The organism is Saccharibacillus sp. WB 17, assembly GCF_008634075.2.
Classification (GTDB): Bacteria; Bacillota; Bacilli; order Paenibacillales; family Paenibacillaceae; genus Saccharibacillus; species Saccharibacillus brassicae.
Map to the genome: position 1 here is coordinate 110419 of NZ_VPFK02000043.1, position 25372 is coordinate 135790.

28 protein-coding genes are annotated in these 25372 nt (G+C 49.8%); all 28 read right to left on the minus strand.

Annotation, left to right across the window (positions count from 1 at the left end; genetic code table 11):
- Positions 1-19: 19 nt before the first annotated feature.
- Positions 20-1201, minus strand: coding sequence for a UDP-4-amino-4,6-dideoxy-N-acetyl-beta-L-altrosamine transaminase (pseC, locus tag FTE24_RS19565; RefSeq protein ID WP_150235214.1), 1182 nt, complete (start codon positions 1199-1201; stop codon positions 20-22).
- A gap of 38 nt (positions 1202-1239) precedes the next feature.
- On the minus strand, positions 1240-2193 hold the full coding sequence (locus FTE24_RS19570; protein WP_150235212.1) for an NAD-dependent epimerase/dehydratase family protein: 954 nt from the start codon (positions 2191-2193) through the stop codon (positions 1240-1242).
- Position 2194: 1 nt separating this feature from the next.
- The gene (gene pseI, locus FTE24_RS19575) at positions 2195-3247 is read right to left on the minus strand and encodes a pseudaminic acid synthase (protein WP_150235210.1); all 1053 of its coding nucleotides are present in this window, start codon (positions 3245-3247) and stop codon (positions 2195-2197) included.
- A gap of 42 nt (positions 3248-3289) precedes the next feature.
- Positions 3290-3835 carry a UDP-4-amino-4,6-dideoxy-N-acetyl-beta-L-altrosamine N-acetyltransferase gene (gene pseH, locus FTE24_RS19580; protein ID WP_150235208.1) on the minus strand — a complete coding sequence of 182 codons (546 nt, stop codon included), beginning with the start codon at positions 3833-3835 and terminating at the stop codon, positions 3290-3292.
- Positions 3832-4932 (minus strand): UDP-2,4-diacetamido-2,4,6-trideoxy-beta-L-altropyranose hydrolase, encoded by a 1101-nt coding sequence (pseG, locus tag FTE24_RS19585; protein WP_150235205.1) that lies wholly within the window; start codon positions 4930-4932, stop codon positions 3832-3834. The genes pseH and pseG overlap by 4 nt, the downstream gene beginning before the upstream one ends.
- A gap of 5 nt (positions 4933-4937) precedes the next feature.
- Positions 4938-5666, minus strand: a complete 729-nt coding sequence (locus FTE24_RS19590; protein WP_150235203.1) for a cytidylyltransferase domain-containing protein — start codon at positions 5664-5666, stop codon at positions 4938-4940.
- Positions 5667-5681: 15 nt separating this feature from the next.
- Positions 5682-6674: an SDR family NAD(P)-dependent oxidoreductase gene (locus FTE24_RS19595; protein WP_150235200.1), complete on the minus strand. Its 993-nt coding sequence runs from the start codon at positions 6672-6674 to the stop codon at positions 5682-5684.
- A complete protein-coding gene (locus tag FTE24_RS19600; protein WP_202111930.1) occupies positions 6671-8470 on the minus strand; it encodes a motility associated factor glycosyltransferase family protein in 1800 nt (599 codons plus the stop codon). The genes FTE24_RS19595 and FTE24_RS19600 overlap by 4 nt, the downstream gene beginning before the upstream one ends.
- Positions 8471-8590: 120 nt before the next feature.
- On the minus strand, positions 8591-8959 hold the full coding sequence (locus FTE24_RS19605) for a hypothetical protein (RefSeq protein ID WP_150235196.1): 369 nt from the start codon (positions 8957-8959) through the stop codon (positions 8591-8593).
- Positions 8959-9348: a flagellar export chaperone FliS gene (gene fliS, locus FTE24_RS19610; RefSeq protein WP_150235195.1), complete on the minus strand. Its 390-nt coding sequence runs from the start codon at positions 9346-9348 to the stop codon at positions 8959-8961. The genes FTE24_RS19605 and fliS overlap by 1 nt, the downstream gene beginning before the upstream one ends.
- A gap of 20 nt (positions 9349-9368) precedes the next feature.
- A complete protein-coding gene (gene fliD / locus FTE24_RS19615) occupies positions 9369-10886 on the minus strand; it encodes a flagellar filament capping protein FliD (protein WP_150235193.1) in 1518 nt (505 codons plus the stop codon).
- A 33-nt stretch (positions 10887-10919) separates the two neighbouring features.
- Positions 10920-11279: a flagellar protein FlaG gene (locus FTE24_RS19620; RefSeq protein WP_150235191.1), complete on the minus strand. Its 360-nt coding sequence runs from the start codon at positions 11277-11279 to the stop codon at positions 10920-10922.
- Between the two features lie 168 nt (positions 11280-11447).
- Positions 11448-12233 (minus strand): flagellin N-terminal helical domain-containing protein, encoded by a 786-nt coding sequence (locus FTE24_RS19625; RefSeq protein ID WP_160441840.1) that lies wholly within the window; start codon positions 12231-12233, stop codon positions 11448-11450.
- 242 nt (positions 12234-12475) lie between these two features.
- The gene (locus FTE24_RS19630) at positions 12476-13243 is read right to left on the minus strand and encodes a flagellin N-terminal helical domain-containing protein (RefSeq protein ID WP_150235725.1); all 768 of its coding nucleotides are present in this window, start codon (positions 13241-13243) and stop codon (positions 12476-12478) included.
- Between the two features lie 219 nt (positions 13244-13462).
- A complete protein-coding gene (locus tag FTE24_RS19635) occupies positions 13463-14248 on the minus strand; it encodes a flagellin N-terminal helical domain-containing protein (protein ID WP_160441841.1) in 786 nt (261 codons plus the stop codon).
- Between the two features lie 207 nt (positions 14249-14455).
- Positions 14456-15223 (minus strand): flagellin N-terminal helical domain-containing protein, encoded by a 768-nt coding sequence (locus FTE24_RS19640; RefSeq protein ID WP_150235172.1) that lies wholly within the window; start codon positions 15221-15223, stop codon positions 14456-14458.
- 219 nt (positions 15224-15442) lie between these two features.
- Positions 15443-16210, minus strand: coding sequence for a flagellin N-terminal helical domain-containing protein (locus FTE24_RS19645; protein WP_150235169.1), 768 nt, complete (start codon positions 16208-16210; stop codon positions 15443-15445).
- A gap of 246 nt (positions 16211-16456) precedes the next feature.
- Entirely contained in the window at positions 16457-17233 is a 777-nt protein-coding gene (locus FTE24_RS19650; protein ID WP_150235168.1) for a flagellin N-terminal helical domain-containing protein, read from the minus strand.
- Between the two features lie 248 nt (positions 17234-17481).
- Positions 17482-18249, minus strand: a complete 768-nt coding sequence (locus FTE24_RS19655; RefSeq protein ID WP_150235166.1) for a flagellin N-terminal helical domain-containing protein — start codon at positions 18247-18249, stop codon at positions 17482-17484.
- Between the two features lie 159 nt (positions 18250-18408).
- Entirely contained in the window at positions 18409-18639 is a 231-nt protein-coding gene (gene csrA / locus FTE24_RS19660; RefSeq protein ID WP_150235163.1) for a carbon storage regulator CsrA, read from the minus strand.
- Positions 18639-19085: a flagellar assembly protein FliW gene (gene fliW, locus FTE24_RS19665; protein ID WP_150235160.1), complete on the minus strand. Its 447-nt coding sequence runs from the start codon at positions 19083-19085 to the stop codon at positions 18639-18641. Before fliW ends, csrA begins: the two co-directional genes overlap by 1 nt.
- A 97-nt stretch (positions 19086-19182) precedes the next feature.
- Positions 19183-20088, minus strand: a complete 906-nt coding sequence (gene flgL / locus FTE24_RS19670; RefSeq protein ID WP_150235158.1) for a flagellar hook-associated protein FlgL — start codon at positions 20086-20088, stop codon at positions 19183-19185.
- 19 nt (positions 20089-20107) lie between these two features.
- On the minus strand, positions 20108-21697 hold the full coding sequence (flgK, locus tag FTE24_RS19675; RefSeq protein ID WP_150235155.1) for a flagellar hook-associated protein FlgK: 1590 nt from the start codon (positions 21695-21697) through the stop codon (positions 20108-20110).
- Positions 21698-21716: 19 nt separating this feature from the next.
- Positions 21717-22217: a flagellar protein FlgN gene (locus tag FTE24_RS19680; RefSeq protein WP_150235153.1), complete on the minus strand. Its 501-nt coding sequence runs from the start codon at positions 22215-22217 to the stop codon at positions 21717-21719.
- 110 nt (positions 22218-22327) lie between these two features.
- Positions 22328-22597: a flagellar biosynthesis anti-sigma factor FlgM gene (flgM, locus tag FTE24_RS19685; RefSeq protein ID WP_150235152.1), complete on the minus strand. Its 270-nt coding sequence runs from the start codon at positions 22595-22597 to the stop codon at positions 22328-22330.
- A 191-nt stretch (positions 22598-22788) separates the two neighbouring features.
- On the minus strand, positions 22789-23193 hold the full coding sequence (locus FTE24_RS19690) for a TIGR03826 family flagellar region protein (RefSeq protein WP_150235150.1): 405 nt from the start codon (positions 23191-23193) through the stop codon (positions 22789-22791).
- A gap of 137 nt (positions 23194-23330) precedes the next feature.
- The gene (locus tag FTE24_RS19695) at positions 23331-24218 is read right to left on the minus strand and encodes a ComF family protein (RefSeq protein ID WP_150235148.1); all 888 of its coding nucleotides are present in this window, start codon (positions 24216-24218) and stop codon (positions 23331-23333) included.
- Positions 24215-25372, minus strand: a 1158-nt coding sequence (locus tag FTE24_RS19700; protein ID WP_160441842.1) for a helicase-related protein, incomplete at its 5' end; no start/stop codon positions are given. The genes FTE24_RS19700 and FTE24_RS19695, both read right to left, overlap by 4 nt.

A 25372-nucleotide genomic window follows, 5' to 3' on the forward strand; every position in this document is an offset into this window, starting at 1 on the left:
TAAGAATAAAGCCACGCTTTTATTGCTGTTTGAACATGTAACAAGCGATGATTTTTTTTGCGCTATCTATAACATCTTCTATGTCCTGCTCCTGCATCTTCGGAAACAAAGGCAGCGTGATCGCCGTCTCGTAATAAGCTTCCGCATTCGGACAAAGGCCTCTGGCGTACCCCAACTGTTCGTAATACGGCTGGAGATAAACCGGCATGTAGTGCACGTTCACGCCGATATTCATTTCGCGGAAAGCTTCGAAAATCTCTTTTCGGGAAACCGTGAAAAACTCGGGCAGAAAACGTACGACGTACAAGTGCCAGCTGGACCGGGCATCCGGATGCTGCTTGGGTAGTACGATTCCCGGAATCCCGGCCAGTTCCCGATTATAGGTATTTACAATCGCACGGCGCCGTTCCACGAAAAGGTCCAGCTTGTCCATTTGGGAAATTCCAAGCGCAGCCTGCATATCGGTCATCCGATAGTTGTAACCCAAAGACTGCATCTCGTAGTACCAGGGACCTTCGTTACGGGTAAGCTCCTGCGGATCGCGCGTCATCCCGTGGCTTCGGAACTGCAGCAGTTTTTTGTAGAATTCTTCGTTGTCGGTCACGATCATCCCGCCTTCGGCGGTCGTCACGTGCTTAACCGGATGAAAGCTGAACATCGTCATGTCCGCCCAAGAGCCGACCTTATGTCCTGCGTAGTCCGCTCCGATCGAATGCGCGGCGTCCTCGATGACTACGAGCCGATGCTGCCTGCCGATCTCCATGATCCGGTCCATTTCCGCAGGCTGCCCGCTGAAATCGACGGCGATTACGGCTTTGGTGCGCGCAGTCAGCTTGGCTTCGATATCGGCAGGATCGATATTATAAGTATCCGGATTGATATCCGCAAATACCGGTGTCCCTCCCTGATAAAGTACGCAGTTGCTGCTTGCCAAAAAGGTGAGCGGCGTCGTAATGACCTCATCGCCTGAACCGATTCCTGCCGCAAAGCAGGCCCCGTGCAGAGCTGCAGTTCCGTTCGTAAAAGCAACCCCGTATTTGGCCCCGGAATAGGCGGCTACTTTGCGTTCAAATGCCTGTATTGCCGGTCCCTGCGTAATAAAATCGCCTCTAAGCACCTGCACGACCGCGTCGATATCGGCTTCGTCCAGCCACTGCTGGCCGTAAGGCAGCATCGTTTCTCTACGATTCGTCTCGCTCATCGTTTTCCCTCCTTCGCATTCAGTCAAACAGGGCAGGCTTAAGCCAGCCCGCCCTGTTTGATCCATTCTCGAGTCCGCGCTATGCCTTCTTCCAAGGAAACCTGCGGTTCCCAGCCCAGCAGCGTCTTCGCTTTGCCCGAGTTGCAGAGCAGCTTTTGGATCTCGCTCTGCGGATGTATATGTTCAACATGCTTCACTTTATCCATACTTCCCGCAATAAGCGCGGCCAAGTCATTGACCGAAATATCGTGCCCCAGACCGGCATTGACGATTTCTCCGTTTACGGCGTCACTGAAACCGGCTTCTACAACGAATCTGGCGCAGTCTTCAACGTACAGAAGATCCCGGGTCTGAGTCCCTTCTCCATAGATATTCAACTCTTTGTCCTCAAGCGCATTCTTGATGAAAATGGCTACGACGCCGCCTTCGCCGCCGGTTTTTTGGAAAGGCCCATAGGTGTTGAACGGACGAATGACTACGGTAGGAAGTCCATAAGCGTAATAATAGGACAGCACCATGTTTTCCGCTCCGATTTTCGCTCCCGCATAGGGCGAAGCCGGTTTGGTCGGATGGAGTTCATCTATGCCGGTCTCATTGCTGCAGCGGTCGTAGACCATGCAGGTGCTCATGAAGACCACTTTTGTACCATGCCTTTTGCACTGCTCCAAAATATAGAAGGTGCCTACGGTATCGTTGTTAAAAGTAGTACGCGGGTCATCGATCGAATCCTGAACATTGATGGAAGCACCGAGGTGGTAGCAAATGTCGAAGCGGTGTTCCTCGAACAACTTCGCCAGCAGCTTCTCATTGAGAATAGTTCCTTCCACGAATCCTTTAAGGTTGGCATGGTCTCGCAGCTCGGCGATGTTTGAAGCTTGCCCATTGGACAAGTCGTCCAAAATCCATACCTGATGACCTTCTTCAAGCAGCTTTTTGGCAACCCAGCGGCCGATGAATCCGGCTCCTCCGGTAAGTAAGATGTTCTTTTTCATTTCAAATGACCTCCCATGTTAAAGGCGTACCTTTGGAAACGTCTCGTGAAACGACGCGCCCAATCATTTCATCTAAATATTTAGTAGGCAGCCCCAAACCAGGACGAATTGCTTTGATATTGTCACGAGTCAATACATCTCCTTTCCGTAAATTCTGTGAGATATATAAAGATCTTCGGTGCTTAAGAGACGGTTGTTCGCGTTCCGTCGGTCCATAAGAAACACGACCAAGCGCTTGCCAAGCTCTTTCGGTCTCAATAACAAGCGATTCCATTTCTTGGGGTTCAAGCGAGAAAGAAGCATCCACTCCTCCATCAGATCTTTTAAGTGTGAAGTGCTTCTCAATTACGACGGCGCCCAGCGCAATCGAAGCAACAGAGACACCTACCCCCATTGTATGATCGGACATTCCGACCATACTACCAAACAATTGTTCCATGTGAGGGATTGTCAAAATATTTGTATTTTCCGGCGTTGCCGGGTAGGTACTTGTACATTTCAGCAAAACTAAATCGCGGCACCCTGCTTCTCTCGCGGCACATACCGATTCGTCGAGTTCAGCGATCGATGCCATTCCGGTAGAGATAATAAGCGGCTTACCTGTTGCGGCTACTTTACGAATCAATTGAATGTCCGTATTTTCAAAAGACGCTATTTTATAAGCAGGCACATTTAAGCTTTCCAAAAAATCTACAGCCGTTTCGTCGAAAGGCGTACTGAATGCCAGCATGCCCAATTCTGTCGCACGGTCGAAGATTGGCTTATGCCATTCCCAAGGCGTATACGCTTCCGAATACAAATTATACAAAGAATTTCCCTGCCAAAGATTATTCGGATCTTCGATAAAAAAGTCTCCCTCATGAATATCGAGAGTCATCGTATCTGCAGTATAAGTTTGCAACTTCAATGCATCGGCTCCAGCCGCTGCAGCTGCCTCAACGATAGCTAGCGCACGTTCCAAAGATTGATTATGATTACCCGACATTTCTGCAATAATGAAAGGTTTATGGTTTTTCCCGATCCACTGACTGCCTATTTGAAATTCCAATTCCATTTCTCCTTTTATATATTTTCAGTTTTTTTTAATCAGCTCAAGTCATTTGAAATATCGATGAAATTCATTTCTTTTCTCTATCCATTCGTCAGCAAATGCAGCCATTAACAAAAAATCTTCATAGTTCCCATTTTTTAAAACATGTCTTTGCAAAATTCCTTCTTGATGAAATCCGAACAGATTGTGCAACCGAATCACCTTACGATTGAAAGCAAAAACCCCTGCACATAGCTTTCGAACTTCTAACTGTTTGAATGCATAGTCAAGCATCAAAAATTCAATGGCAAATGCAGAAACTGGAGGCAACCCGGTTTGCAATCCGATATAAAGTCCTGAAGAGCATGTGCCGCTAGCTGTATCCCTATCCGTATAGCCGATATATCCGGCAGATTCTGCTTCATATTCAAAAACGAAATGAAGACTAGGGGTATACTGTTTTATTTTCTCAAACCATTTTAGATGTTCTTCCATCGTGATAAAATGATCGGTAATCATTTTTGAACGAATCGGATCCGAGTTTCGCCACTCCAGTAATTTCGGCAAATCTTCTTCACTGATTGGGCGCATGGAGTAAGAACCTATGTTCATTGATTTTTCTCCCCATTAAATATTTCTATCCACTCTTTTGGTTTAATAATGCTCTTTTTCGATACCAACTTGGAAGTCTGCTGTCTCATACGCCTCAGTTTATCCGGATTATTTAACAAATCAGTAAGCTGATCATAAATGAGTTCTTTCTTAACCTTGCGATAATCCCCAAGATTTATAAAAGCACCTATCGGTTCCAGCTCTTCAATGCCAATCCGCTGATTTTCCGCCAAAATAACGACAAGCGCAGGCACACCCAGATAACAGCGTTCCCAAGTCGTAGATCCTCCGGCTCCTATAGCCAGATCGGCTTGACACATCAATTCTGCCATATAGTCGATTTGACAATGAAAAACAGCATCTTTAATTTCTGCACATATCATGCTTATTTTTTCTTTATACGGATTACTTGCTCCTACTACTACATCGACATGAAGGTTATAACCTTCTAACATTTGAACAGCTCGAAGCGCCTTCTCCGTCTCATTGCTGACGTCGCTGCCTCCGAAAAAAATTAACAATCGAAAAATGGCTTGATCTCGTCTTTTTAGATTCCTCGTTACAGCATAAAATTCTTTTCTAAGTAATAAAAACCTTGTTCCCAATAATAGTCGGCAACGGTTTGGAACTAAACCTTCATATCGGGATGCACCATCAAAATGAAAATTTTGGTCCAGCAAAACGTCGCATTCATGAGATCGGTTTGCCATGTCGTCAATAACAAATACATGCTTCGTATACGAATAAATTTGACTCTCCCAGTTTGAATCAAACGCATAATGGTCAACGATTACCCAATCGAAAGGACCATGCTTTTCAAGGATCTTGCTTGTTTTCTCTACATCCTGATTAGAACATCCACTCATTTTCGCGATTAATGAATCCATTGATAAAGATTCATGTTCAAAGTCCGGCGAAAAGACGTGCACTTTAAACCCTGCTACTTTTATGACTTGAGACAGATTCCCCTTCAAATCAGAATGAATGAAATGGATTTCAGCTCCAAGGTCTTTTAGCATGTGAGCTAATGTTAGACAGCGCATTACATGTCCTGCGCCGATTGCAACGCTGGAGTCTGTACGAATCGCTATTTTCATCTTCGTTATTCTCCAAGTTTTTTCTGTTGGACATCCTTATTTATCAAAGAAAGAGATGGGTACTGCTCGAACAATTTTAAAACGGCGTTTATTCCAAAAGATTTTCCTTTGTACAACTGTTGGTAAACTTTGAAAATCAAATCCCAGTCTTGTTCAGTATCTAGCGTTAGACGATACCGAGATTGATCTGTAGCATTGGAGAAAGAACTTACCTTGAAGATTTGCGGATGCAAATAAATATAAGGGGTTACATGCTCTTTCTCGAAAGCTTCTTGAGCATTATTATAGGCAGTTTTCAAAGCTTTGAAAGAGAACACTTCCGTATCTAAGCCTCTGGGAAAGGTTTGACTTAGCCCACTGCTTACATAGTCGTAATCGGAACTCATAAAATACTCGATTACAGAGTTTGAAATTTCAGGATCCAGTAACGGACAATCGGAAGTAATTCGAACTATAATATCGGCTTCGACCATTGCAGCCGCTTCGTAATACCGACTTAGCACATTCTCTTCGCTGCCTCTATAGCAAGTAACGCCATACTTCTTCGCTTCTATACAAATAGCGGTGTCTTCCTCCGAAACAGTAGTTGCCACAATGATATGATCGACCAAAGGCATTTCCTGACATCGGGTAATCACATGTCCGAGCACCGTATGGTCTGCCAGCCTCTTCATGACTTTTCCGGGAAGCCGCGTTGATCCCATTCTAGCTTGAATAATTACGGCAACTGTCATCGCTACCTCCTATGCTTATATCAACTGCTCTTTTTGAATCCACTCTTTAATCAAGTTTTTCTCAATAGGCAGCATTTCCAGCACATTCGGATGCTGAACGATTTTAACTTCTTTTCTTATAAAAGTTGCCGGAATAATAAACATATCTTCACGTTCAACAGCCAATATGTGTTCATCTTGAGTCATCAACTCTTCATATCTTTTCTCTCCGGGTCTCAGCCCAATAGATTGAATCTCAATTTTCTTTTGAATTTCGTGTTTTTTGGTAACCAGCTCAATCAATACTTCCGCGAGATCTCCAATTCGAATAACCGGCATCTTCAATACAAAAACTTCGCCGCCATCAGCAATCTCGTTTGCTTTTAAGATTAATTCAATCGCTTGCAAAGGCGTCATCATATATCGAAGCATGTCCGGATCGGTAACCGTAATCTGTCCATTTTCGATGATCTGCTTTTTGAACAACGGAATCACCGATCCTCGGGATCCCATCACATTCCCAAAGCGCACTGACGAAAAAACCGTGGCTTTCGATCCTTTTTGATATTCGGCCGCTGAAATAAGTCGCTCTGCGGTCAACTTTGTCGCTCCGTACGTATTCGTTGGAGAGATCGCTTTATCCGTACTCGTAAACAGCACTTTTTTCACGTTGTTGGCGATAGCGGCCTGAATGACATTCTGGGTACCGATTACGTTCGTTTGTACGGCTTCAAAAGGGTTATATTCGCAGGAAGGCACATGCTTCATTGCGGCTAGATGGAAGACGTAGTCGATATCTTCCATGGCGCGCTCAAGACGCTGCTGATCTCGCACGTCTCCGATCAAAAAGCGCAGCCGGTCCGAGTGCTTCCCGAATTCGATAGCCATCTCGTATTGCTTATGCTCGTCCCGGCTGAAGATCCGGATTACCTGCGGTTCTTCTTGAAGAAGCCGTTTGACCAGATGAGTTCCGATCGTTCCGGTCCCGCCAATGACCAGAATTTTTTTGTCTTTGTATATGGAATTCACAGCTCGGCCTCCTTCCGTTCAACCTGTTCGATTCGCGAAATGGACTCTGTAAAAATCTCGTTCAAGAAAGGGAATTTAATTTTGATATTTTTCAATAAAGTTCCCAACACGTCGTACAACAAATCCGCTTTTTTCATCAAGTTCTGTTCGAGTACGATTAGAGGCTGCTTCTGATCGAACGCTGCCATCTCCCGCGGAAGTACGCTCTCGTAGATCTGCGTAAACCATTCCCGGTTCACGATGCGCGTCCAGCGCTCTTCGATCTCCACGATCGCATTTTGGCATTTGGCTGGTTTGGTACGGCTTATTTCGCGAATCGGATTGATGACTTTCAAGAGCGCTTTGACTTCGTTCTCTACCTGGTTAAAATCGTTCAATGTAGCTTTCAATCTGTTTTTTGTAAATTCGATTCGTTCCAACTTCCTGTTTGATACAGCTTCTAAAGTCGACTGCAGCAGCAGTTCCTCGTTGAATGCTTGGCCGGTCACCTTTTCGTAGACGTTCTCAATCGGTTCCCATGTCGTTCCTGCCAGAGAAGCGCCGTTACGCGTCGTGTTGATGAATTCAATATCCGGCAGCGAACCGAACAGTTTCTCGAGCGCGTCTTTCATGAACATGAAGTTCACGTTGGTCTTGTTCATGCCGCCGTTGACGTTCGGGATTTCCACTTCCGCATTTTCCACCAGGTTCCGGTTATCGCTTTCGCCTACGTGGTTCACGCCGTCCGCATAAAACTTATTGCCCGGGAAAGACAAATCCTGCCCCATCAGCACGATCCGCGTCGCTCCCATCCATATAGCGGCCTGAATGGCGGTTCCTACGACGGTAGGCGTCGGAGTCATTGCGATATCGCGATGATTCAATCCCATATAATACTGCGTGATCGTATCGTTGCTCATTACCGCATGGATCTTGCCGCCGGCCTTACGATCCGTAATTCCATAATAGGAAGTGGAGGCGTACAGCAGCGGAGCTTCCAGCGTCTCCGGTGCTTCAAACACTTTATTGTTGATAACGCCTCCGTCCAGCGTCGCGACCAAATGCGGTTTGATTCCGTGTTTGACAAGCGCCTGAATACTGGAACCCGCAGCCACGACAAAGGCATGAGGCTTCATGCGTTCAATCCAGTCGATGTCCTGCTGGAGGGAAGGGCCGGAAGCGACGACTACCGCTGTCAGCCCCTTATAAATCCCTTGCAAGCTTTCGATCGAAGGAGAGTTCAGCATGTCTCCCATCTGATACATACTGTTTCGAACCCAATCCTGTTGGAAAAGCGCATGCGTATTTTGGTTCGATTCGTAAGTATGATTGTACTTTTGAAACTTTTCCCGTACTTCCCGCAGCACGTCCATCTCCGATTCCAGATAATGCCGAAGTGCAACGAATGCAAGTTCATTATGCATATGCAGCGAAGCCATGTAGAACAGAGAGTTCAATTGCTCTGTACCGACTGCCAGGTAATAAAAGTTGGGATGATCGAACAGCGGAGTCAAATCGTAAGCCACGATCGCACGGTAAAATTGGTCAAGATCCGGTTCATATACCATCAGCAGCCGACCGGTATACTGTTCGATCAGATCCACGATACCCAGTCCCTGGCCGAACCCGTATACGAAAATACATTCCGTGTCTTCAACCGATTGTTTGACAGCTTCCAACCAGGGAATGTCTTGTTCAACAGGTTCTACGTAAGCATTGGGATTAGCCAACGTTACTTCCGTGATGTCCTTCAGTTCGTTCCAGACATGCGGAAATTTATTTTTGAGAACAGCGAGATTCCGTTCGAAGTTGTTCAAGGTTATACCACCATTCCGAAGTAGTCTTTTCTATACCTAATATATCGGATTCCGTATGATTTGAGTGAAGCTTTATAAAAAAAATCCCCCCTTGATCCAATAAGGACCACGGAGGGGTTTTTATTTACGATGATCGAAAAACATGCTGTTGGCTGCATAAGCTTGCTGATAAGCACCCTTTTGCACTTTGATTTTACCCTGCTGCTCCATCCAATGACCCGCTTCGTCTTTCAAAGCATGCATTCTCTGAAGAATTTGATGATCGAACTTTAAGATGTATTCGATCCTGCTCCGATCTTCATCCGTAACTTCGGATCGAAGTTCCATCAGACGTTCTGTCAGTTTTTCCCGAAAGCTGGAGAACTGCTCGAATTCTTCCTCGTCCATCTCCTCCAGCTTTTCAATGGCTTCTTCGGACAAGAACTGGAGTTGGTCCAGCAGGCTCGTCACGGACTCTTCCACAACCGGCTCTACGGAGTGTTCAATCATTAGACAGCTCCGGCTGTGCCTGCACCGGACATTTTGCTCGCTTCTACCCAAGTTTCGCGAAGATCGGTGATGTACTCCAGAACTTCCTGGGACTTCCCGATATCTTTGCGAACATTGGACTCGATCAGGCAGTGAAGCATATATTCGTACATCGACAACAGGTCTTTCGAGATCGGATAGTCGAAGTTGAGCGAAGAAATCAATTCGTGAACGATCGCTTGGGCTTTGCAGAGATTATTGTTGGCTTTCTCGTAATTCCGTTCTTCGATACCTTCCATGCCTGCTCGTACGAATCGGATCGCTCCATCGTACAGCATGATCAGAAGCTTTGGTTTGGATGCCGTTTGTGCTTGCGCTTGCTGATACTTCTGATAAGGTGAATAGATCAAAATGGACAGCCTCCTTTAAATTACAAACCCGCCAGACTGGACGACTGACTATTATATCGGTTGATCGCGGTTTCCATTGCAGTGAATTTCTTAAAATAATTCGTTTCGATTCGATTTAATTTGGTCGTCATCTCGCTGATTCGACGATCAAGCGAGGTCAGCTGCTCACCCATGACGCTTGTGTTCATGAATGAAGCCGTCACGTCTTTGCTTGCTCGCGAAGTACCCGCCGTATCGTACATTCTTTGCAGCGAACCGGTAGAGATCTTGCGCATCTTCGCAAGCATGCCGTCCGTTTCGGTAAAGGTGTTGTTGGCAAAAGCTTTGGAATAATCCTGGTTAAAGAAATCCGATACGGCGTTGGGATTGCTTTGGAGCGTCGCTTTTAATTTATCCGTGTCCAGTTCCAGCTTGCCTTTGGTCTGGTAATTGCCGGTCGTGATGCCCAGCGATACCATGGAAAGCGTAGTTCCGTCTGCCAACTTGACGCCTTGTACCATGGCTGTACGCATGCTGGCAACCGAATCCTGCAGGATGCTGTCGTTTTTGAGCATGCCGCTTCTCGCTTTTTCGTTCCAGAGCTTGGCTTCATCGTCGCTCATCGCTGCGCGCTGTTCTGTAGAAAGCGGCGTATATTTTTTGTATCGTTCTTCTCCGATTTTTCCGTTAACGGTCGCAAGAACGTCATTGTAAGCATCTACGAACCCTTTGACCGAAGCTACGATTTTGTCCGTATCATCGGCTACACTAATTTTTGTCGTTGACCCAGGAGAAGTAGCCGAATTTAATGTTAATTTGACACCATTCATGTCGAATGTATTGGTTGGCTTTATAACTTCCAGCCCATTGATCTTAAGTTTGGCATCCACACCTGGTTCAAACTTCAAACCAAAAATATCTGCCAGACTCTTACTTATCCCAAATTTTTCCGATAAAGGATCTGTTGGTAAAGGGTCTTCTATAGAAACTAAGTCGTTCGAGGTTTTCCCATCTTCTTTTAAAGTTCCTGTTGTTTTGGAAGTGAAAGATATTCCGTTCTTTGTGTCATATATAGCGGTGACTCCAGCATCTTTATTTGCATTCACTTTTTTCACAAAGTCATCGATCGTTTCTGTTCCATCTAAGGAGATGTTTACATTCCCTACTCTAACATCGCCTTTTGCTAGACCTAAAGGTGTATTTAGTGGCTTTCCTGTTCCCGCTGTTTCAGTAACCGCATAAGAAGCCGACGCAAGATTAGTAACACTCACATCAAATGTACCGCTCGCTGATGAAGAAGCAACAGCAGTAACCGCTGAAGTGTTGCCTGTAACGGTAGCCTGCTTCGATGTAAGGGTCGAAGAATTGACAAGCTCGGAAAGTTTTTCTTGAAACGTAACCATTTTGGTACTGATGTCGCGATAGCTCTCGCGCTTCCACTCCATCACCTGTTTCTGCTGATTCATTTTGGTGAGCGGAGCACTTTCGGCGGTCATCAGCTTTTTGACGATCGAGTCGATATCCATGCCAGAAGCCATACCCGTAATTCTTGTAACCATCGAATAACCTCCCAATTAAAAACGCTTATCGTCTCAAACTCTCTTATCAACCAAAATCCCCGAATGTTCCATCATTTTCGCTACGACGTCCAGGATCTTTTCCGAAGGAACTTCACGAATGACGTCTCCCGTTTCTTTATTCAAAACCTTGATCATAATGGCATGAGTTTTCTCGTGCATCGAGATTTCAAGAGATTTCTGCGGACCTTGAATGGCTTGGATCGCCTTCTCCAGTTCTTGCAGCGATTGTTCTTGCGTTTGATGAAGCTTGGGAATCGTCGTCATCGGCACCGCCGGAACGACGGCTGCTTCTGCTGATTGTTCCCGCTTCGGAAAGGAAGGTTGTTGAATCGGAAGTCCCCCGTTAAACCCGGACGTTATGCTTGAATCCATAAGTATTCCTCCACTCTTCTTGTTACTTATAAGGGCTGATCCGTTCAGTCTGCGCATGATTGTTATCTTATATATCGGCATTTTTTCGGGAATATTTATGAAAATCCATATAAATAAAAAAAAGCTCCGCCGAAGCGAAGCTTTTTGCCGTACAAAATCTTGCGAGAATTAACGCAGCAAGGAGAGAACGCCCTGCGGCGATTGGTTGGCCTGCGCCAGCATCGACTGCGAAGCTTGCAGGAGAATGTTGTTCTTCGACAGAGCCACCATTTCCTTCGCCATGTCCGTATCGCGGATCCGCGACTCGGATGCCGTCAAGTTCTCGACGGTAGTGCCCAGATTGTTCGATGTGTACTCCAGACGGTTTTGGACGGCGCCGAGATCGGCACGCCGCTTGGCCACGTTCTCGATAGCCGTTCCGATTTCGGTCAAAGTCGTTGTCGATTTCAAATTGCTGAACCCGGTTCTATCGACTTTGTTGATCGAAATTTTGAAGTTGGTGTCATCGGCTTGAATCGCTACGATGTTGGTAGTGCCCGAACCTTTGTTGATATTGATTCCGTTGAATGTCGTTTTGGTCATGATGTTGTCGATCTGCGAACCCAGTGCGTTCAACTCCGCATTGATGTTCGACTTGTCGCCTGCGCCGTACGTTCCGTTTTCTTTCTGTACGCTCAGTTCTTTCATCCGGCTCAGCATCGAGCTGACTTCGTTCATCGCGCCTTCCGCCGTTTGCGCAAACGAAATGCCGTCCTGCACGTTGCGCTGCGCTTGTTCGAGACCGCGGATCTGACCGCGCATTTTCTCGGAGATCGACAGCCCTGCTGCGTCGTCCGCTGCACGGTTGATGCGAAGACCCGAAGACAGTTTTTCCATGTTCTTGCTCGCTGCGGCATTGTTCAGTCCCATGTTACGGTGTGTGTTGACGGCCTGGATGTTGTGATTGATAATCATGATTTTTTCCTCCTTGAATTTGGTTTATTCCCACGTCCATGTGGTTGGTAGAGCCGGAAGCGATTCAGCAAAGTATGCTTTTCCTTCTCCGGCTCTATTTATTATATCGACTTCTAATAAATTAATACTAATAGTACTAATGAATCAATATTAATAGTACATACTAATCTCTGTATAATTTAAATTAATAAAAATAAAAAAAAGCTTCGCCGAAGCGAAGCTTTTTTGCCTGTACCTGAATATTAACGCAACAGCGACAGAACACCCTGCGGCGACTGGTTGGCCTGAGCCAGCATCGATTGCGAAGCCTGCAGGAGAATGTTGTTCTTCGACAAAGCCACCATTTCTTTCGCCATGTCCGTATCGCGGATCCGCGACTCGGAGGCTGTCAGGTTCTCGACTGTAGTGCCCAAGTTGTTGGACGTATACTCCAGACGGTTTTGAACCGCACCCAAGTTGGCGCGCTGCTTGGCTACCGTTTCAATAGCCGTACTAACTTGAGTAAGCGTAGTTCCGCTTCCAAGTGCAGTAAAGTCGGTTCTGGTGACACCGTTGATCTGAATCTTGAAGCTCGAATCGTCGGCTTGAACGCTAACGTTCGACGTAATGCTGATGCCGTTGAACTTCGTGTTGGTCATGATGCTGTCGATCTGCGAACCCAGTGCTTTAAGCTCCGAGTTGATGTTGGCTTTATCGCCCGAACCGTACGTTCCATTTGCTTTCTGAACGTTCAGTTCTTTCATCCGGCCCAGCATCGAGCTGACTTCGTTCATTGCGCCTTCCGCCGTTTGCGCGAACGAGATACCGTCCTGCACGTTGCGCTGCGCTTGTTCGAGACCGCGGATCTGACCGCGCATTTTCTCGGAAATCGACAGACCGGCTGCGTCGTCCGCTGCACGGTTGATGCGCAGACCCGAAGACAGTTTTTCCATGTTTTTGCTCGCTGCGGCACTGTTCAGTCCCATGTTGCGATGCGTGTTAACGGCTTGAATATTGTGATTGATGATCATGTTGTAATTCCTCCCTGAATTGGTTATTCCCACATCCGTGTGGTTGGTTTAGCCGGGATTACCCAGCAGCCTATGCTGTATTCTTCCCTGCTCTACTCTTTATATCGACTTTGGACAGAATGTTATGAAGGGTTTTCAAAAAAATAGTTGCTTTATAAGCTGTTGGATTTAACAAAAAAGATCCTGCATGGCAGGATCCTTTTAAGCGAATTTTTTCGATTACCGCAGCAGCGACAGAACGCCCTGCGGCGACTGGTTAGCCTGTGCCAGCATCGACTGCGAAGCCTGCAGGAGAATGTTGTTCTTCGACAGAGCCACCATTTCTTTTGCCATGTCCGTATCGCGAATACGCGACTCGGAGGCTGTCAGGTTCTCGACCGTTGTACCCAGGTTGTTCGACGTGTATTCCATCCGGTTTTGTACGGCACCGAGATCGGCACGCTGTTTGGCTACATTTTCGATAGCTGTGCTCACTTCAGCCAGAGTCGTCGTCGATTTCAAACCGCTGAATCCGGCTCTATCGACTTTGTTGATCGAAATTTTGAAGCTCGAGTCGTCCGCTTGAATCGATACGACGTTGGAAGTACCCGATCCTTTGTTGATATTGATTCCGTTGAACGTCGTTTTGGTCATAATGCTGTCGATCTGCGAACCCAGTGCGTTCAACTCCGCATTGATGTTCGACTTGTCGCCTGCGCCGTACGTTCCGTTTTCTTTTTGCACGTTCAGTTCTTTCATCCGGCCCAGCATCGAGCTGACTTCGTTCATCGCGCCTTCCGCCGTTTGCGCGAACGAGATACCGTCCTGCACGTTGCGCTGCGCTTGCTCGAGACCGCGGATCTGACCGCGCATTTTCTCGGAGATCGACAGACCGGCTGCGTCGTCCGCTGCACGGTTGATACGCAGACCCGAAGACAGTTTTTCCATGTTCTTGCTCGCTGCAGCACTGTTCAGTCCCATGTTGCGGTGCGTGTTAACAGCTTGAATATTGTGGTTGATAATCATGATTTAGTTCCTCCCTGAATTGGTTATTCCCACGTCCATGTGGTTAGTTTAGCCGGGGATTGCTTAAGCAATCTGTCCTATAACATTCCCTGTCTTACCCTTATATCGACTTTTTATTGCTGGTTATGAAGAGACAGGGAAAATTAATGCTTAACGATTTGGCTGGAAATTAGAAAAGACTTCGCAAAAGCGAAGTCTTTTGAAACATTAACGCAGCAGTGACAAAACGCCCTGCGGCGACTGGTTGGCCTGCGCCAACATCGACTGCGAAGCTTGCAGGAGAATGTTGTTCTTCGACAGAGCCACCATTTCCTTCGCCATATCCGTATCGCGGATACGCGACTCGGATGCCGTCAGGTTCTCAACGGTAGTGCCCAAGTTGTTGGACGTGTACTCCAGACGGTTTTGAACTGCACCCAAGTTGGCGCGCTGCGTCGCTACTTTTTCGATTGCTTTGCTGACGCTGGAGAGTGCCGTACCATTACCTAATCCTGCAAAACCGCTTGTACTTACGCCTGTAATCGAAATCTTGAAGCTCGAATCATCGGCTTGAACGGATACGGTCGAAGTAATATTGATTCCGTTAAACTTCGTGTTCGTCATGATACTGTCGATTTGATCGCCGAGAGCATCCAATTCCGAATTGATGTTGGCTTTATCGCCCGAACCGTACGTTCCGTTTTCTTTCTGAACGTTCAGTTCTTTCATCCGGCCCAGCATCGAGCTGACTTCGTTCATTGCGCCTTCCGCCGTTTGCGCGAACGAGATACCGTCCTGCACGTTGCGCTGCGCTTGTTCAAGACCGCGGATCTGACCGCGCATTTTCTCGGAGATCGACAGACCGGCTGCATCGTCCGCTGCACGGTTAATGCGAAGACCCGAAGACAGCTTTTCCATGTTCTTGCTCGCTGCGGCACTGTTCAGTCCCATGTTGCGATGCGTGTTAACAGCTTGAATATTGTGGTTAATAATCATGTTGTAATTCCTCCCTGAGTTGGTTATTCCCACATCCGTGTGGTTGAAGAATCAGCAATTTCGACATTTTCAGATCTTTTTCGCTGTTTCTTACTTCGTTTATCGACTTTTTTTCCTGCAATATGAATAGCGCTATTTAGTTATTTAAGATTAAATTTTAATAAAAGAAAAAGCCTCCTTGAAGGAGGCTTTTTCAAACAGCTTATTAGCTTTACCCTCTTAGCGCAGCAGGGACAGAACGCCCTGCGGCGACTGGTTCGCCTGCGCCAGCATCGACTGCGAAGCCTGCAGGAGAATGTTGTTCTTCGACAGAGCCACCATTTCCTTTGCCATGTCCGTATCGCGAATACGCGACTCGGAGGCTGTCAGGTTTTCGACGGTAGTGCCCAGGTTGTTGGACGTGTACTCCAAACGGTTTTGGACCGCACCCAAGTTGGCGCGCTGCGTCGCTACTTTTTCGATTGCCGAACTTACGTCAGCAAGCGACGTATCTTTGTCCAGCCCGGTAAAACCACCAGTGGCTACGCCGCTGATCGAAATTTTGAAGCTCGAATCGTCGGCTTGAACGCTGACGTTGGAAGTGATCTTGATGCCGTTGAACTTGGTGTTAGACATGATGCTGTCGATTTGCGAACCGAGTGCGTTCAATTCGGAGTTAATGTTCGACTTATCGCCCGCGCCGTACGTTCCGTTTTCTTTTTGCACGTTCAGTTCTTTCATCCGGCCCAGCATCGAGCTCACTTCGTTCATTGCGCCTTCCGCCGTTTGCGCGAACGAGATGCCGTCCTGCACGTTGCGCTGCGCTTGTTCGAGACCGCGGATTTGGCCGCGCATTTTCTCGGAGATCGACAGGCCAGCTGCGTCATCCGCTGCACGGTTGATACGAAGACCCGAAGACAGTTTTTCCATGTTCTTGCTCGCTGCCGCACTGTTCAGCCCCATGTTGCGGTGCGTGTTAACAGCTTGAATATTGTGGTTGATAATCATGTTGATAATTCCTCCCTGAGTTGGTTATTCCCACGTCCATGTGGTTGGTTTGGATCCGGAAAAGGCACTTATACATTGCACGCGGCTTCCCGTTCCTTACTTTATTTATCGACTTTACAGTTTTGGAAATGAAGAGTGAACGCAATTTTTTTAAAAACAGAATCATTCACGTTCTTAAAGGGATTTATAGCAAAAAGAAAAGACCTTCCCACGGGAGGTCTTCTCTTTCTTTGCCTATCTTTAATCTTAACGCAGCAGGGACAGAACGCCCTGCGGCGACTGGTTGGCCTGAGCCAGCATCGATTGCGAAGCCTGCAGGAGAATGTTGTTCTTCGACAGAGCGACCATTTCCTTCGCCATATCCGTATCGCGGATCCGCGACTCGGAGGCTGTCAGGTTCTCGACCGTTGTACCCAGATTGTTCGACGTGTACTCCAGACGGTTTTGGACCGCACCCAAGTTGGCGCGCTGCGTCGCTACTTTTTCGATTGCTGTACTTACAGTAGCAAGCGTACTGGCTTTGTCCAAGCCGCTAAATCCTGTAGTATCGATTTTGTTGATCGTAATTTTGAAGCTGGAGTCGTCGGCTTGAACGGATACACTCGAAGTGGCTCCTTTGATACCGATTCCGTTGAACTTCGTGTTAGACATGATGCTGTCGATTTGATCGCCGAGAGCGTCCAATTCGGAGTTGATGTTCGACTTGTCGCCGTCACCGTAAGTTCCGTTTTCTTTTTGCACGTTCAGTTCTTTCATCCGGCCCAGCATCGAGCTCACTTCGTTCATTGCGCCTTCCGCTGTTTGCGCGAACGAGATGCCGTCCTGCACGTTGCGCTGCGCTTGCTCAAGACCGCGGATCTGACCGCGCATTTTCTCGGAGATCGACAGGCCGGCTGCGTCGTCCGCTGCACGGTTGATCCGCAGACCCGAAGACAGTTTTTCCATGTTCTTGCTTGCTGCGGCACTGTTCAGTCCCATGTTGCGGTGTGTGTTAACAGCTTGAATATTGTGGTTGATAATCATGTTGATAATTCCTCCCTGAGTTGGTTATTCCCACGTCCATGTGGTTGGTGTGGATCGAGAAAAGATGCTTAAGACTTCATGCGGCTTCCCGTTCCTTACTTTATTTATCGACTTCACAGTTTTGGAAATGAAGAGTAAATCAAGATTTTTAAAAACAGAAAATTTTATTCTTGCGAGCGATAGCTGCGCCAAAAAAAAAAGACCTTCCCGCGGGAAGGTCTTCTCGGTATAGCGGCGTTGAATGGATCTTAACGCAGCAAGGACAGAACGCCCTGCGGCGACTGGTTGGCTTGCGCCAGCATCGACTGCGAAGCCTGCAGGAGAATGTTGTTCTTCGACAGAGCGACCATTTCCTTCGCCATATCCGTATCGCGGATCCGCGACTCGGAGGCTGTCAGGTTCTCGACGGTAGTCCCAAGATTGTTCGACGTGTATTCCAAACGGTTTTGGACCGCACCCAAGTTGGCGCGCTGCGTCGCTACTTTTTCGATTGCGCCGCTGACATTGGACAAAGAAGTTGCTTTGCTCAGTCCAGCGAATCCGCCCGTATTCACGCCTGCAACCGAAATTTTGAAGCTGGAATCATCCGCTTGAACGGATACGGTCGACGTAATACTAATTCCGTTGAACTTCGTGTTCGTCATGATGCTGTCGATCTGCGAACCGAGTGCGTTCAATTCGGAATCGATGTTGGCTTTGTCGCCCGAACCGTATGTTCCGTTTTCTTTCTGAACGTTCAGTTCTTTCATCCGGCCCAGCATCGAGCTCACTTCGTTCATCGCGCCTTCCGCTGTTTGCGCGAACGAGATACCGTCCTGCACGTTGCGCTGCGCTTGTTCGAGGCCGCGGATCTGGCCGCGCATTTTCTCGGAGATCGACAGGCCGGCTGCGTCATCCGCTGCACGGTTGATACGCAGACCCGAAGACAGTTTTTCCATGTTCTTGCTCGCTGCGGCACTGTTCAGCCCCATGTTGCGGTGCGTGTTAACGGCTTGAATATTGTGGTTGATAATCATGTTGTAATTCCTCCCTGAAGTTGGTTATTCCCACATCCATGTGGTTTTTTTAGCACCGGTCGCTCGCAGCCGATCGCTCTGCGCAGCTTCCTTTGCCTTACTATATATATCGTTCTAATCCCCATTTTTGTGAATAGCTTTTAAGATTTTTTCTAGGTTCTAATCTTTTTTCACCTGCGCCTGAAGCAAAGCAAGAAACTGCTTGGGATCGATCGCCGCGCTTTCGTTATTCTCCTGAACGGATGCCAGAATCTCTTTGCGGAAAATTTCGATCTGCTTGGGCGCTTGGATGCCCAGTTTGATCGTATCGCCTTCCACGGACAAAACGGTGAGTTCGATATCGTCGCCGATCACGATCGACTCGCCTTTCTTTCTGGAAAGTACCAGCATTAGACTTCCCCGCTTTCACTTTGGGATGGCTGATTCAGGAAATGTTTGGTTTGATACGCCGTATTTTGCAGCACGATCTGCCGACCTAAGCGGTCCGAAGTATTAAACACAAGCGGAGCCAGCAAATTGACGGTCGTACGCGCCGAGTTGCTGTTCCAGGTTACGATACAGCGAATAGCGACTCCTTTTTCCTCCGTGATGCCAAGCTCTTTGATCAAATCATCGGAAAGTTCGAATTCGTACTCGGGAAAAGACGTAAACGGATCGGTGACGATAAAAGCCAACTCCGCCTGATTGACGGCCTGCAGATAGCTGTAGGTTCCGTCCACATCGCAAAGCACATACTCCGTAACCTCTTCAAAACCGGGAATTCCTTTCGGAAACGTAATCAGATCTTCTTCGCCCACCGTGAGCTCTCCCAAATGAACGGATTGAATTTGTACCATTTATAGATCCTCCTCGCGATTTAAAAAAAGCTACGGATCTTTGTCCATAGCTTCAGATTATATGTTCGATCATAAAAATTCAACATGGAGCCTATTCTTAACGCATGAAATCGATCAGGGAAGTGCTCATAATGTTGGCTGAAGACTTCAGCGCGGCTTCGTACACGGTCTGAGCGCTGGTCGCTTTGATCAGAGCTTCGGCAACGTCCAAATCTTCCGTTTTGGAAAGCAGCGTCGTCGTATTTTTCTCCTGATCCAAAAGACGGCTGTTTACTAGTTCGACGCGGTTCGTGCGCGCTCCGACTTCCGCACGGGCTGCGAGCATTTTGTTCGTTCTCGATTCGATGCTGCCCGTTTCGGCCGTGATGCCCGCCTGATTACCCGATTTCATCGCCGAAACGACGCGGTCCAAGGCTGCGAACACGTTATCCGTTTCGCCTTTCATGCCGAAAAATTCGTTGCCCGAGGTGTTGATCTGGAACTGGATATTTTCGCCGATCACGTATTTCACGGCCGAATTATCGGTGTCGACCTGGGAATAATCCGTTCCGGGTGCTGTCGGATAAGGCAGGGAACCGTAATCTTGTCCGTTAAAAATGAACTTTCCGCCGAATTTGCTGTTGCCGATATCGACCAGCTGCTTTTTGAGCTGTTCGACTTCATTCGCGGCCGCCTGCATATCCGTTTCCGAATAGGTCCCTGTGCTGGTCTGAACCATGAGTTCCTTGATCCGCGTCATGACGTCGCCTGCGCTTCCCATCTGGCTGTCCGTCTCGTCAAGCCAGCTCTGCGCCGAGTCTGTCGCGCGCTGGAATTGTTCGTTGCCGGCCAACTGCGAGCGATAGCGGAGCGCGTAGGTCACGCCGACAGGATCGTCGGAAGGCTTGTTGATTTTGCGACCGGTAGAAATCTGGTTTTCCAAACTGTCCATCTTGTACAAATTCTTGTTCAGGTTGCCGAGGAGCGTGGAGCTCATCATATTGGAAGTCATCCGGATGGTCATTGTTAATCCCCCCTAAAAGTTAGCGGCCGACCGTGCCGGTGCCGTTGATGAGTTTATCGAGCATTTCGTCGAATGTCGTCATGAACCGTGCGCTGGCATTGTAAGCCTGCTGGAATTTGACCAGATTGGTCATTTCTTCGTCCATCGAGACGCCGCTGACGGATTGGCGGAGCGATTCCACCTGATCGGATAGATCGGTTGCGTTTTGCGCCTGCCGAGCCGCTTCTTTGGACTGTACGCCCAACTGTCCGGTGATCGAACTGAAATAATCGTCGATCGTGACCGGCGTGGATGCCGCAGCGCCAAAATCGAATCTCATGCTTTTCATGTCGGCCATGATCAGCGCCAGTCCGGCGTTTCCTTTGACGACGGTCTCGCCTGTCGTGCCGGCTCCGTTTACGCGGAACGAAGAAGCGATCAGGTTCGGATTGTTCTGGATCTGCTGGTTCAGCGTAATGTTGCCGGCCGTGATCGCTCCGCCGCTGCTCGCCGTAAACAGATCCACGCCGGCCGACGGCTTCGCGCCGTCAATCGTGTAGCCGATTTTCATCAGTCCGTTGATCCCGTCCACTTTTACTTTCAGATCGCCCGTCAGCGTACGGTTGTTGGATGCGTTCGAGAAAGTCGTGCTGGTCTGCGTACCGTCGGCATTAACGACGTTCAGCGTCGTGCCGTCCGGAAGCACGCTGCCCGAAGGAAGGGTCACTTCGAACTTGCCGTTGGCCATCGTATTCGCCAGCGTATCGAGCTGGGCCCGATAATCGACAACGTAATCGTCGCGCGATACGAACATTCCGTACAATTCGCCTTTGTTCAAAGTTCCGCCGTCATAAGCCGCTTTTAAGGTAGCTTCCGTCACCGGCGTTACCGTTGTGCCCGCTACCGCTACCGTCCCGCCGAGCGACACCTGATATCCGGCGTCCTGCTTCGTTACTGTCACGTTGGCGATTTTGGACAGCTGATCCACCGCGTGATCGCGCTGGTCGCTCAGGTCGTTGGCGTTGTTGCCGAGGCTTTCGACCTTGTTGATGCCCGCGTTCAAATCGGCGATCGTCTGCAGCAGCGAATTGACTTCGGTCGCTTTGAGATTGATGTTGGCCGTCAAGTCGGTCGTCATCGCATCCAGCTGCTTGGACGTCTGATTCAAGGAATCCGTCATGGCAAGCGTCGTTTCCTTAATAATCTTCCGGTTGGTGATATCCTGCGGGTCTTTGCTGAAATCGGACCAGGCCGACCAGAAATTGTTCATGACGGCGCTAAGGCCCGTATCCGAAGGTTCGTTGACGACGGCTTCCAGCTTGCTCAGAGTCTCCTGACGCACCGACCAGCTGCCGAGTCCGCTGTTCTCGCCCCGGAACTGATCGTCCAGATAAGAGTCCCGCACACGGGTGATCGAAGTGACTTCTACGCCGCTTCCGAGCTGTCCCGGGTTAACCCAGTTGCGCAATCCGGGCGTCTCGAATGCCGTGGTGGCTTTGGTATTGACGACCTGGCGGGAATAGCCTGCCGTGTTCGCGTTCGCGATATTGTGTCCGGTCGTGCCCAGCGCTGTCGTCTGCGTGAACAAACTGCGCTTGGCCGTCTCCAATGAATGAAATGTGGATGTCATGAATTCTCTCCTTTACTCGTTAACTGCGGCGATCGAACATACCCGAACGGCCGTAGCCGTAGGACTGCGCAGCCGGATGCTGATAAGTCGTTTCCTGCTCGGGGCGGTAAGACATCAGTTCCATCGAGAGGTCGATAAACGAAAGCGCCTGCCCGATCAGTTGGCGGTTGAAATCGTTGATTTGTTTGAGACGCATGAGCGTATCCGAAAGGCGGGCGTGCACGTCCAGCAGTTCTCTCTTCTCGTCCGGGTCGAATACGAGTCGGGAAATCTCCGCGATCGTCAGCTTAAGACGAGACTTGATCCCCCGCTCCTGCATGAAGGCATAGGCCAGCTCGCTGCGCTGCTCGTCTTCCGCCTGAATGCGTTTGAGCAGCTTCGATTCGCGGTTCATCGTGGCGATGAATACGTCGATTTCGTTTTTGATGACGGCTTCCTTTTTCGCCCCTGCAATTTCGATCATTTCAAGATGGGAACGGTTCAGCTGCTCCAGCTGTCCGATCAACGCCTTCAGTGCCAAGATCGCTCACCTTTCTTTCCGAATATTTTAAAAAGAGGACTTTCCCAAAAGCTCCGGACCTGCCGGGCTTCTGAAAAAGTCCCCCATTCCGTTATAACCTTTATCGGTCATTACGTAAGAAAAGGTAAGAGTTTTTCGGCAATTTTATTTGCGTCCACCGAATAAGTTCCGGCAGATACCTGCTGCTTCAATTCCTGAATACGTGCAGCGCGGTCGCCTTCAGCCGGCTTGTTGGCAGCTTGCAGCATCTCCATCGCCTCCGTGGAAATCGTAACTTCGTCCTTGCGCGCCGTCTTCTTCGTTTCTTCGGTACGCTGCGTCTCTTGGGTCCGTTGGTAAGGGTTCAAGGCACCGATTCTCGATGGTTCGTTGATCTTCATAATATATTCAACCTCCTGAAGGTTTGTATTTTCGCTGGCTAGGAAAAAGCACCGATAAGCTTATACTAAGTTTATCGGCGCCTCTTCAAACATTGTTTAGAGCTATTCAAAGAAAAAATTTAAATTGTCAAGCGTAAATTCGGGCTATTTCCGTTTCGCTATTCCTATTGCTGGGTAAAGCTGCACGAATTTTACAGCGGCCGGTTGCGGTCAAATGCCTTGTAGGCGCCGGTCGAATTGTTTTTCTGGGCGGGCGTGGTCTCTTTGCCGGCCTGACGCAGATCTCCGGCGAGCTTGGTCCGGCAGGAATCGCACATATTTCCTTCCCGGATAAACGTTCCGCACACTTCGCATTCGTAGCTCAGGTTCGGCGCGCTCGCGGTGGAGATGCGTCCTTCGCGGATAAACGTCGTGATCTGCCGGATGCTGACGCCGGTCTCGTCCGATAACTCCTGCATGTGGGCGCCTTTGTTATCGCGCAAATATTTGACGCAGGCCTCGTATTCGTTCTCGATATCTTTTGCGCAGTTGGCGCAGATTCCTTTGTAATTCATCACGAAAACCTTGCCGCAGCGCGGACAGTTCGCCAAATTCATCTTGAAGTGCCTCCTCGTCTTTCGTTGTTCCTATAAAAAACAAACCTCGAATTATATATCGGATATCGTTATCTTTTCCGTTAAAAAGCATCCCGCTTCTCCCATTTTAACCGAAAGCAGAGCGATTACAAGCGCTTTTACGAACGGGCGAGCGTCAGACTGTACACGGAAACGGGATGTCCCGAACGTTCTTCCAGCCGCTGCAAAGCCGAAGCGCAGACGGCCGCGGTCGTTCCCGTCGTGTAAATATCGTCGACCAATAGGATTCGAATAGGAAAAGACCCTCCGGGTCGTTTTCTTCTTCCTATAAGGTCCCATTCCTGAAAGATCCGGGGGTCCAAATTAGGAGCAGGGCAAAAAGCGCCGTTCAGATTATGCAGCCGCTGTGCCCGCGTCTTGAAACTCTGCTTGCCGGTATGCCGCGTGCGCGCAAGCAGCTCGTGGGCCGGCAGCCGGATATGCTTCGCCAAACGGCGCGCCATCCGCTCCGCCTGATTGAAGCCCCGTTCCTCCAGCCGCTCCGCGCTGACCGGGACCCACGTGACGCAGTCCGCACTCCAGGCATCCGAGCGGAACGTACGGCGGAAACGGGAAGGCAGACGCTCCTTGATCAGTTCCCTGTCCGCATGCGCCGAGTCAGCTTCGCTTCGTGCCGACAACTCGCTGCGCATCCGGCGGTACGCCTGTTCCAGCATGAGCGAGAACGGTTCGGCGAACAGCTCCTGTCCGCCGTATTTGTACGCGGCGATCCATTCCCGCATCGTCCCGTCATACAGGGCCGCGCTGCGATTCAGCGCAAAAGCCCGGTGGGCCGCATCCGGACGCAAACAATCGGGACAGCCCTGCGCCCGCCCGCAGACGAGGCAGCGGGGCTCCGTGATCCACGGCACGCGGGCGGCGCAGCGCCGACACAGCAGCGGCAGCGACGCGCCCAAAGAAGCGGGACGGCCGCAGGCCAGGCAGGCGTCGAGCCGCGGAGACAGCAGGCGGCGCAAGGCGGCGGCAGGATTCGGGAATCCGTTCATCGTTTCGGCCCTTCGGGCGAATGAACAGGACTGGAGTCCCCGCCGGGAGCGGTCAGCAGAAAAGGCTTGGCCCATCCGTTCATCCGGCGAATCTGCCGGCACGCTCCCGCCTGGGCGGCCGTATGCTGCGCGGAAGCGAATACGACGCAGCCGGACGGATCTTCGGCCGACCTCCCCGCGCGGCCGGCCATCTGCACGAGCGAAGCTTCGTCGAACAATCGGCTGTCCGCATCCAGAATATAGACGTCGCTGCGGGGAACGGTCACGCCGCGTTCCAAAATGGTCGTCGTGACCAAAATCCGGACCTCGGCGGAGCGAAAAGACAGCACTTTGTCTCCTCGTTCTCCGTCTTGCGAAGAAGTGGCGCCGACTGCTACGCCCGGAAAAGCCCGGCGCAGCAGAGCGGCCAGACGTTCGGCGTACGCAATTTTCGGAACGAAAACAAAAAGCTGGGCGCCCCGGCGCAGCGATTGCCCGCATCTGCGCAGCAGGGCGTCCGGCAGGCGGCCCCGGCGCAGGCACTCCGCAAGCGGCAGCATGCGCAGCAGTTCCGGCACGGGCAGCGGATGCCGATGGTAGCGCACGGGCACTTTGGCGCAGGCCAGCCTGCCGCGGCGGACGAGCGCCAGCATGCCGCGCGGCGGCGTGGCGGACAGATAAACGGTTCTGCCGCCGTCTGCCCGGCAGATCTCGGCGGCATAAGACAGCATCGGATCGCCGTGAAAAGGAAAAGCGTCCAATTCGTCGATCACGACCAGATCGAACGCCCGCGCGAACCGCAGCAGCTGATGGGTCGTCGCAAGCGTGATCACACCTCTATGCCAGCGTTCTTCGCTGCCCCCATACAAGACCGTCAGCGGCTCGTGCGGGAAAGCCCTGCGCAATCGGGGCGCAAGTTCCAGCACGACGTCGCGCCGCGGAGTCGCGACCAATACCCGCCCTCCGCGGCGCAGCGCGCTCTCGATCAGCGGAAACAGCATTTCCGTCTTGCCGGCGCCTGTCACCGCCCAGAGCAGAAAGCGGCTGGCCGGATCGGCCGCGGCATAGCCGGACGTGTCCGGCCGTGCGCCGGGCCAGGCCGCGCCAAGCATGGCGGTGGCGGCGAGCCGCAGGGCGCCGGCTCGCCGGGGCGGCGGCGCCGAAGCGTGCGGCAC

Excerpts from the sequence above, each read along its gene's own strand:
- pseC (WP_150235214.1), bottom strand. The coding sequence starts at position 1,201 with ATGAGCGAGACGAATCGTAGAGAAACGATGCTGCCTTACGGCCAGCAG.
- FTE24_RS19570 (WP_150235212.1), bottom strand. The coding sequence starts at position 2,193 with ATGAAAAAGAACATCTTACTTACCGGAGGAGCCGGATTCATCGGCCGC.
- pseI (WP_150235210.1), bottom strand. The coding sequence starts at position 3,247 with ATGGAATTGGAATTTCAAATAGGCAGTCAGTGGATCGGGAAAAACCAT.
- pseH (WP_150235208.1), bottom strand. The coding sequence starts at position 3,835 with ATGAACATAGGTTCTTACTCCATGCGCCCAATCAGTGAAGAAGATTTG.
- pseG (WP_150235205.1), bottom strand. The coding sequence starts at position 4,932 with ATGAAAATAGCGATTCGTACAGACTCCAGCGTTGCAATCGGCGCAGGA.
- FTE24_RS19590 (WP_150235203.1), bottom strand. The coding sequence starts at position 5,666 with ATGACAGTTGCCGTAATTATTCAAGCTAGAATGGGATCAACGCGGCTT.
- FTE24_RS19605 (WP_150235196.1), bottom strand. The coding sequence starts at position 8,959 with ATGATTGAACACTCCGTAGAGCCGGTTGTGGAAGAGTCCGTGACGAGC.
- fliD (WP_150235193.1), bottom strand. The coding sequence starts at position 10,886 with ATGGTTACAAGAATTACGGGTATGGCTTCTGGCATGGATATCGACTCG.
- FTE24_RS19620 (WP_150235191.1), bottom strand. The coding sequence starts at position 11,279 with ATGGATTCAAGCATAACGTCCGGGTTTAACGGGGGACTTCCGATTCAA.
- FTE24_RS19625 (WP_160441840.1), bottom strand. The coding sequence starts at position 12,233 with ATGATTATCAATCACAACATCCAGGCCGTCAACACACACCGTAACATG.
- FTE24_RS19630 (WP_150235725.1), bottom strand. The coding sequence starts at position 13,243 with ATGATCATCAATCACAATATTCAAGCCGTTAACACGCATCGCAACATG.
- FTE24_RS19635 (WP_160441841.1), bottom strand. The coding sequence starts at position 14,248 with ATGATTATCAACCACAATATTCAAGCTGTTAACACGCACCGCAACATG.
- FTE24_RS19640 (WP_150235172.1), bottom strand. The coding sequence starts at position 15,223 with ATGATTATTAACCACAATATTCAAGCTGTTAACACGCATCGCAACATG.
- FTE24_RS19645 (WP_150235169.1), bottom strand. The coding sequence starts at position 16,210 with ATGATTATCAACCACAATATTCAAGCTGTTAACACGCACCGCAACATG.
- FTE24_RS19650 (WP_150235168.1), bottom strand. The coding sequence starts at position 17,233 with ATGATTATCAACCACAATATTCAAGCTGTTAACACACACCGCAACATG.
- FTE24_RS19655 (WP_150235166.1), bottom strand. The coding sequence starts at position 18,249 with ATGATTATCAACCACAATATTCAAGCCGTTAACACGCACCGCAACATG.
- csrA (WP_150235163.1), bottom strand. The coding sequence starts at position 18,639 with ATGCTGGTACTTTCCAGAAAGAAAGGCGAGTCGATCGTGATCGGCGAC.
- fliW (WP_150235160.1), bottom strand. The coding sequence starts at position 19,085 with ATGGTACAAATTCAATCCGTTCATTTGGGAGAGCTCACGGTGGGCGAA.
- flgL (WP_150235158.1), bottom strand. The coding sequence starts at position 20,088 with ATGACCATCCGGATGACTTCCAATATGATGAGCTCCACGCTCCTCGGC.
- flgK (WP_150235155.1), bottom strand. The coding sequence starts at position 21,697 with ATGACATCCACATTTCATTCATTGGAGACGGCCAAGCGCAGTTTGTTC.
- flgM (WP_150235152.1), bottom strand. The coding sequence starts at position 22,597 with ATGAAGATCAACGAACCATCGAGAATCGGTGCCTTGAACCCTTACCAA.
- FTE24_RS19690 (WP_150235150.1), bottom strand. The coding sequence starts at position 23,193 with ATGAATTTGGCGAACTGTCCGCGCTGCGGCAAGGTTTTCGTGATGAAT.
- FTE24_RS19695 (WP_150235148.1), bottom strand. The coding sequence starts at position 24,218 with ATGAACGGATTCCCGAATCCTGCCGCCGCCTTGCGCCGCCTGCTGTCT.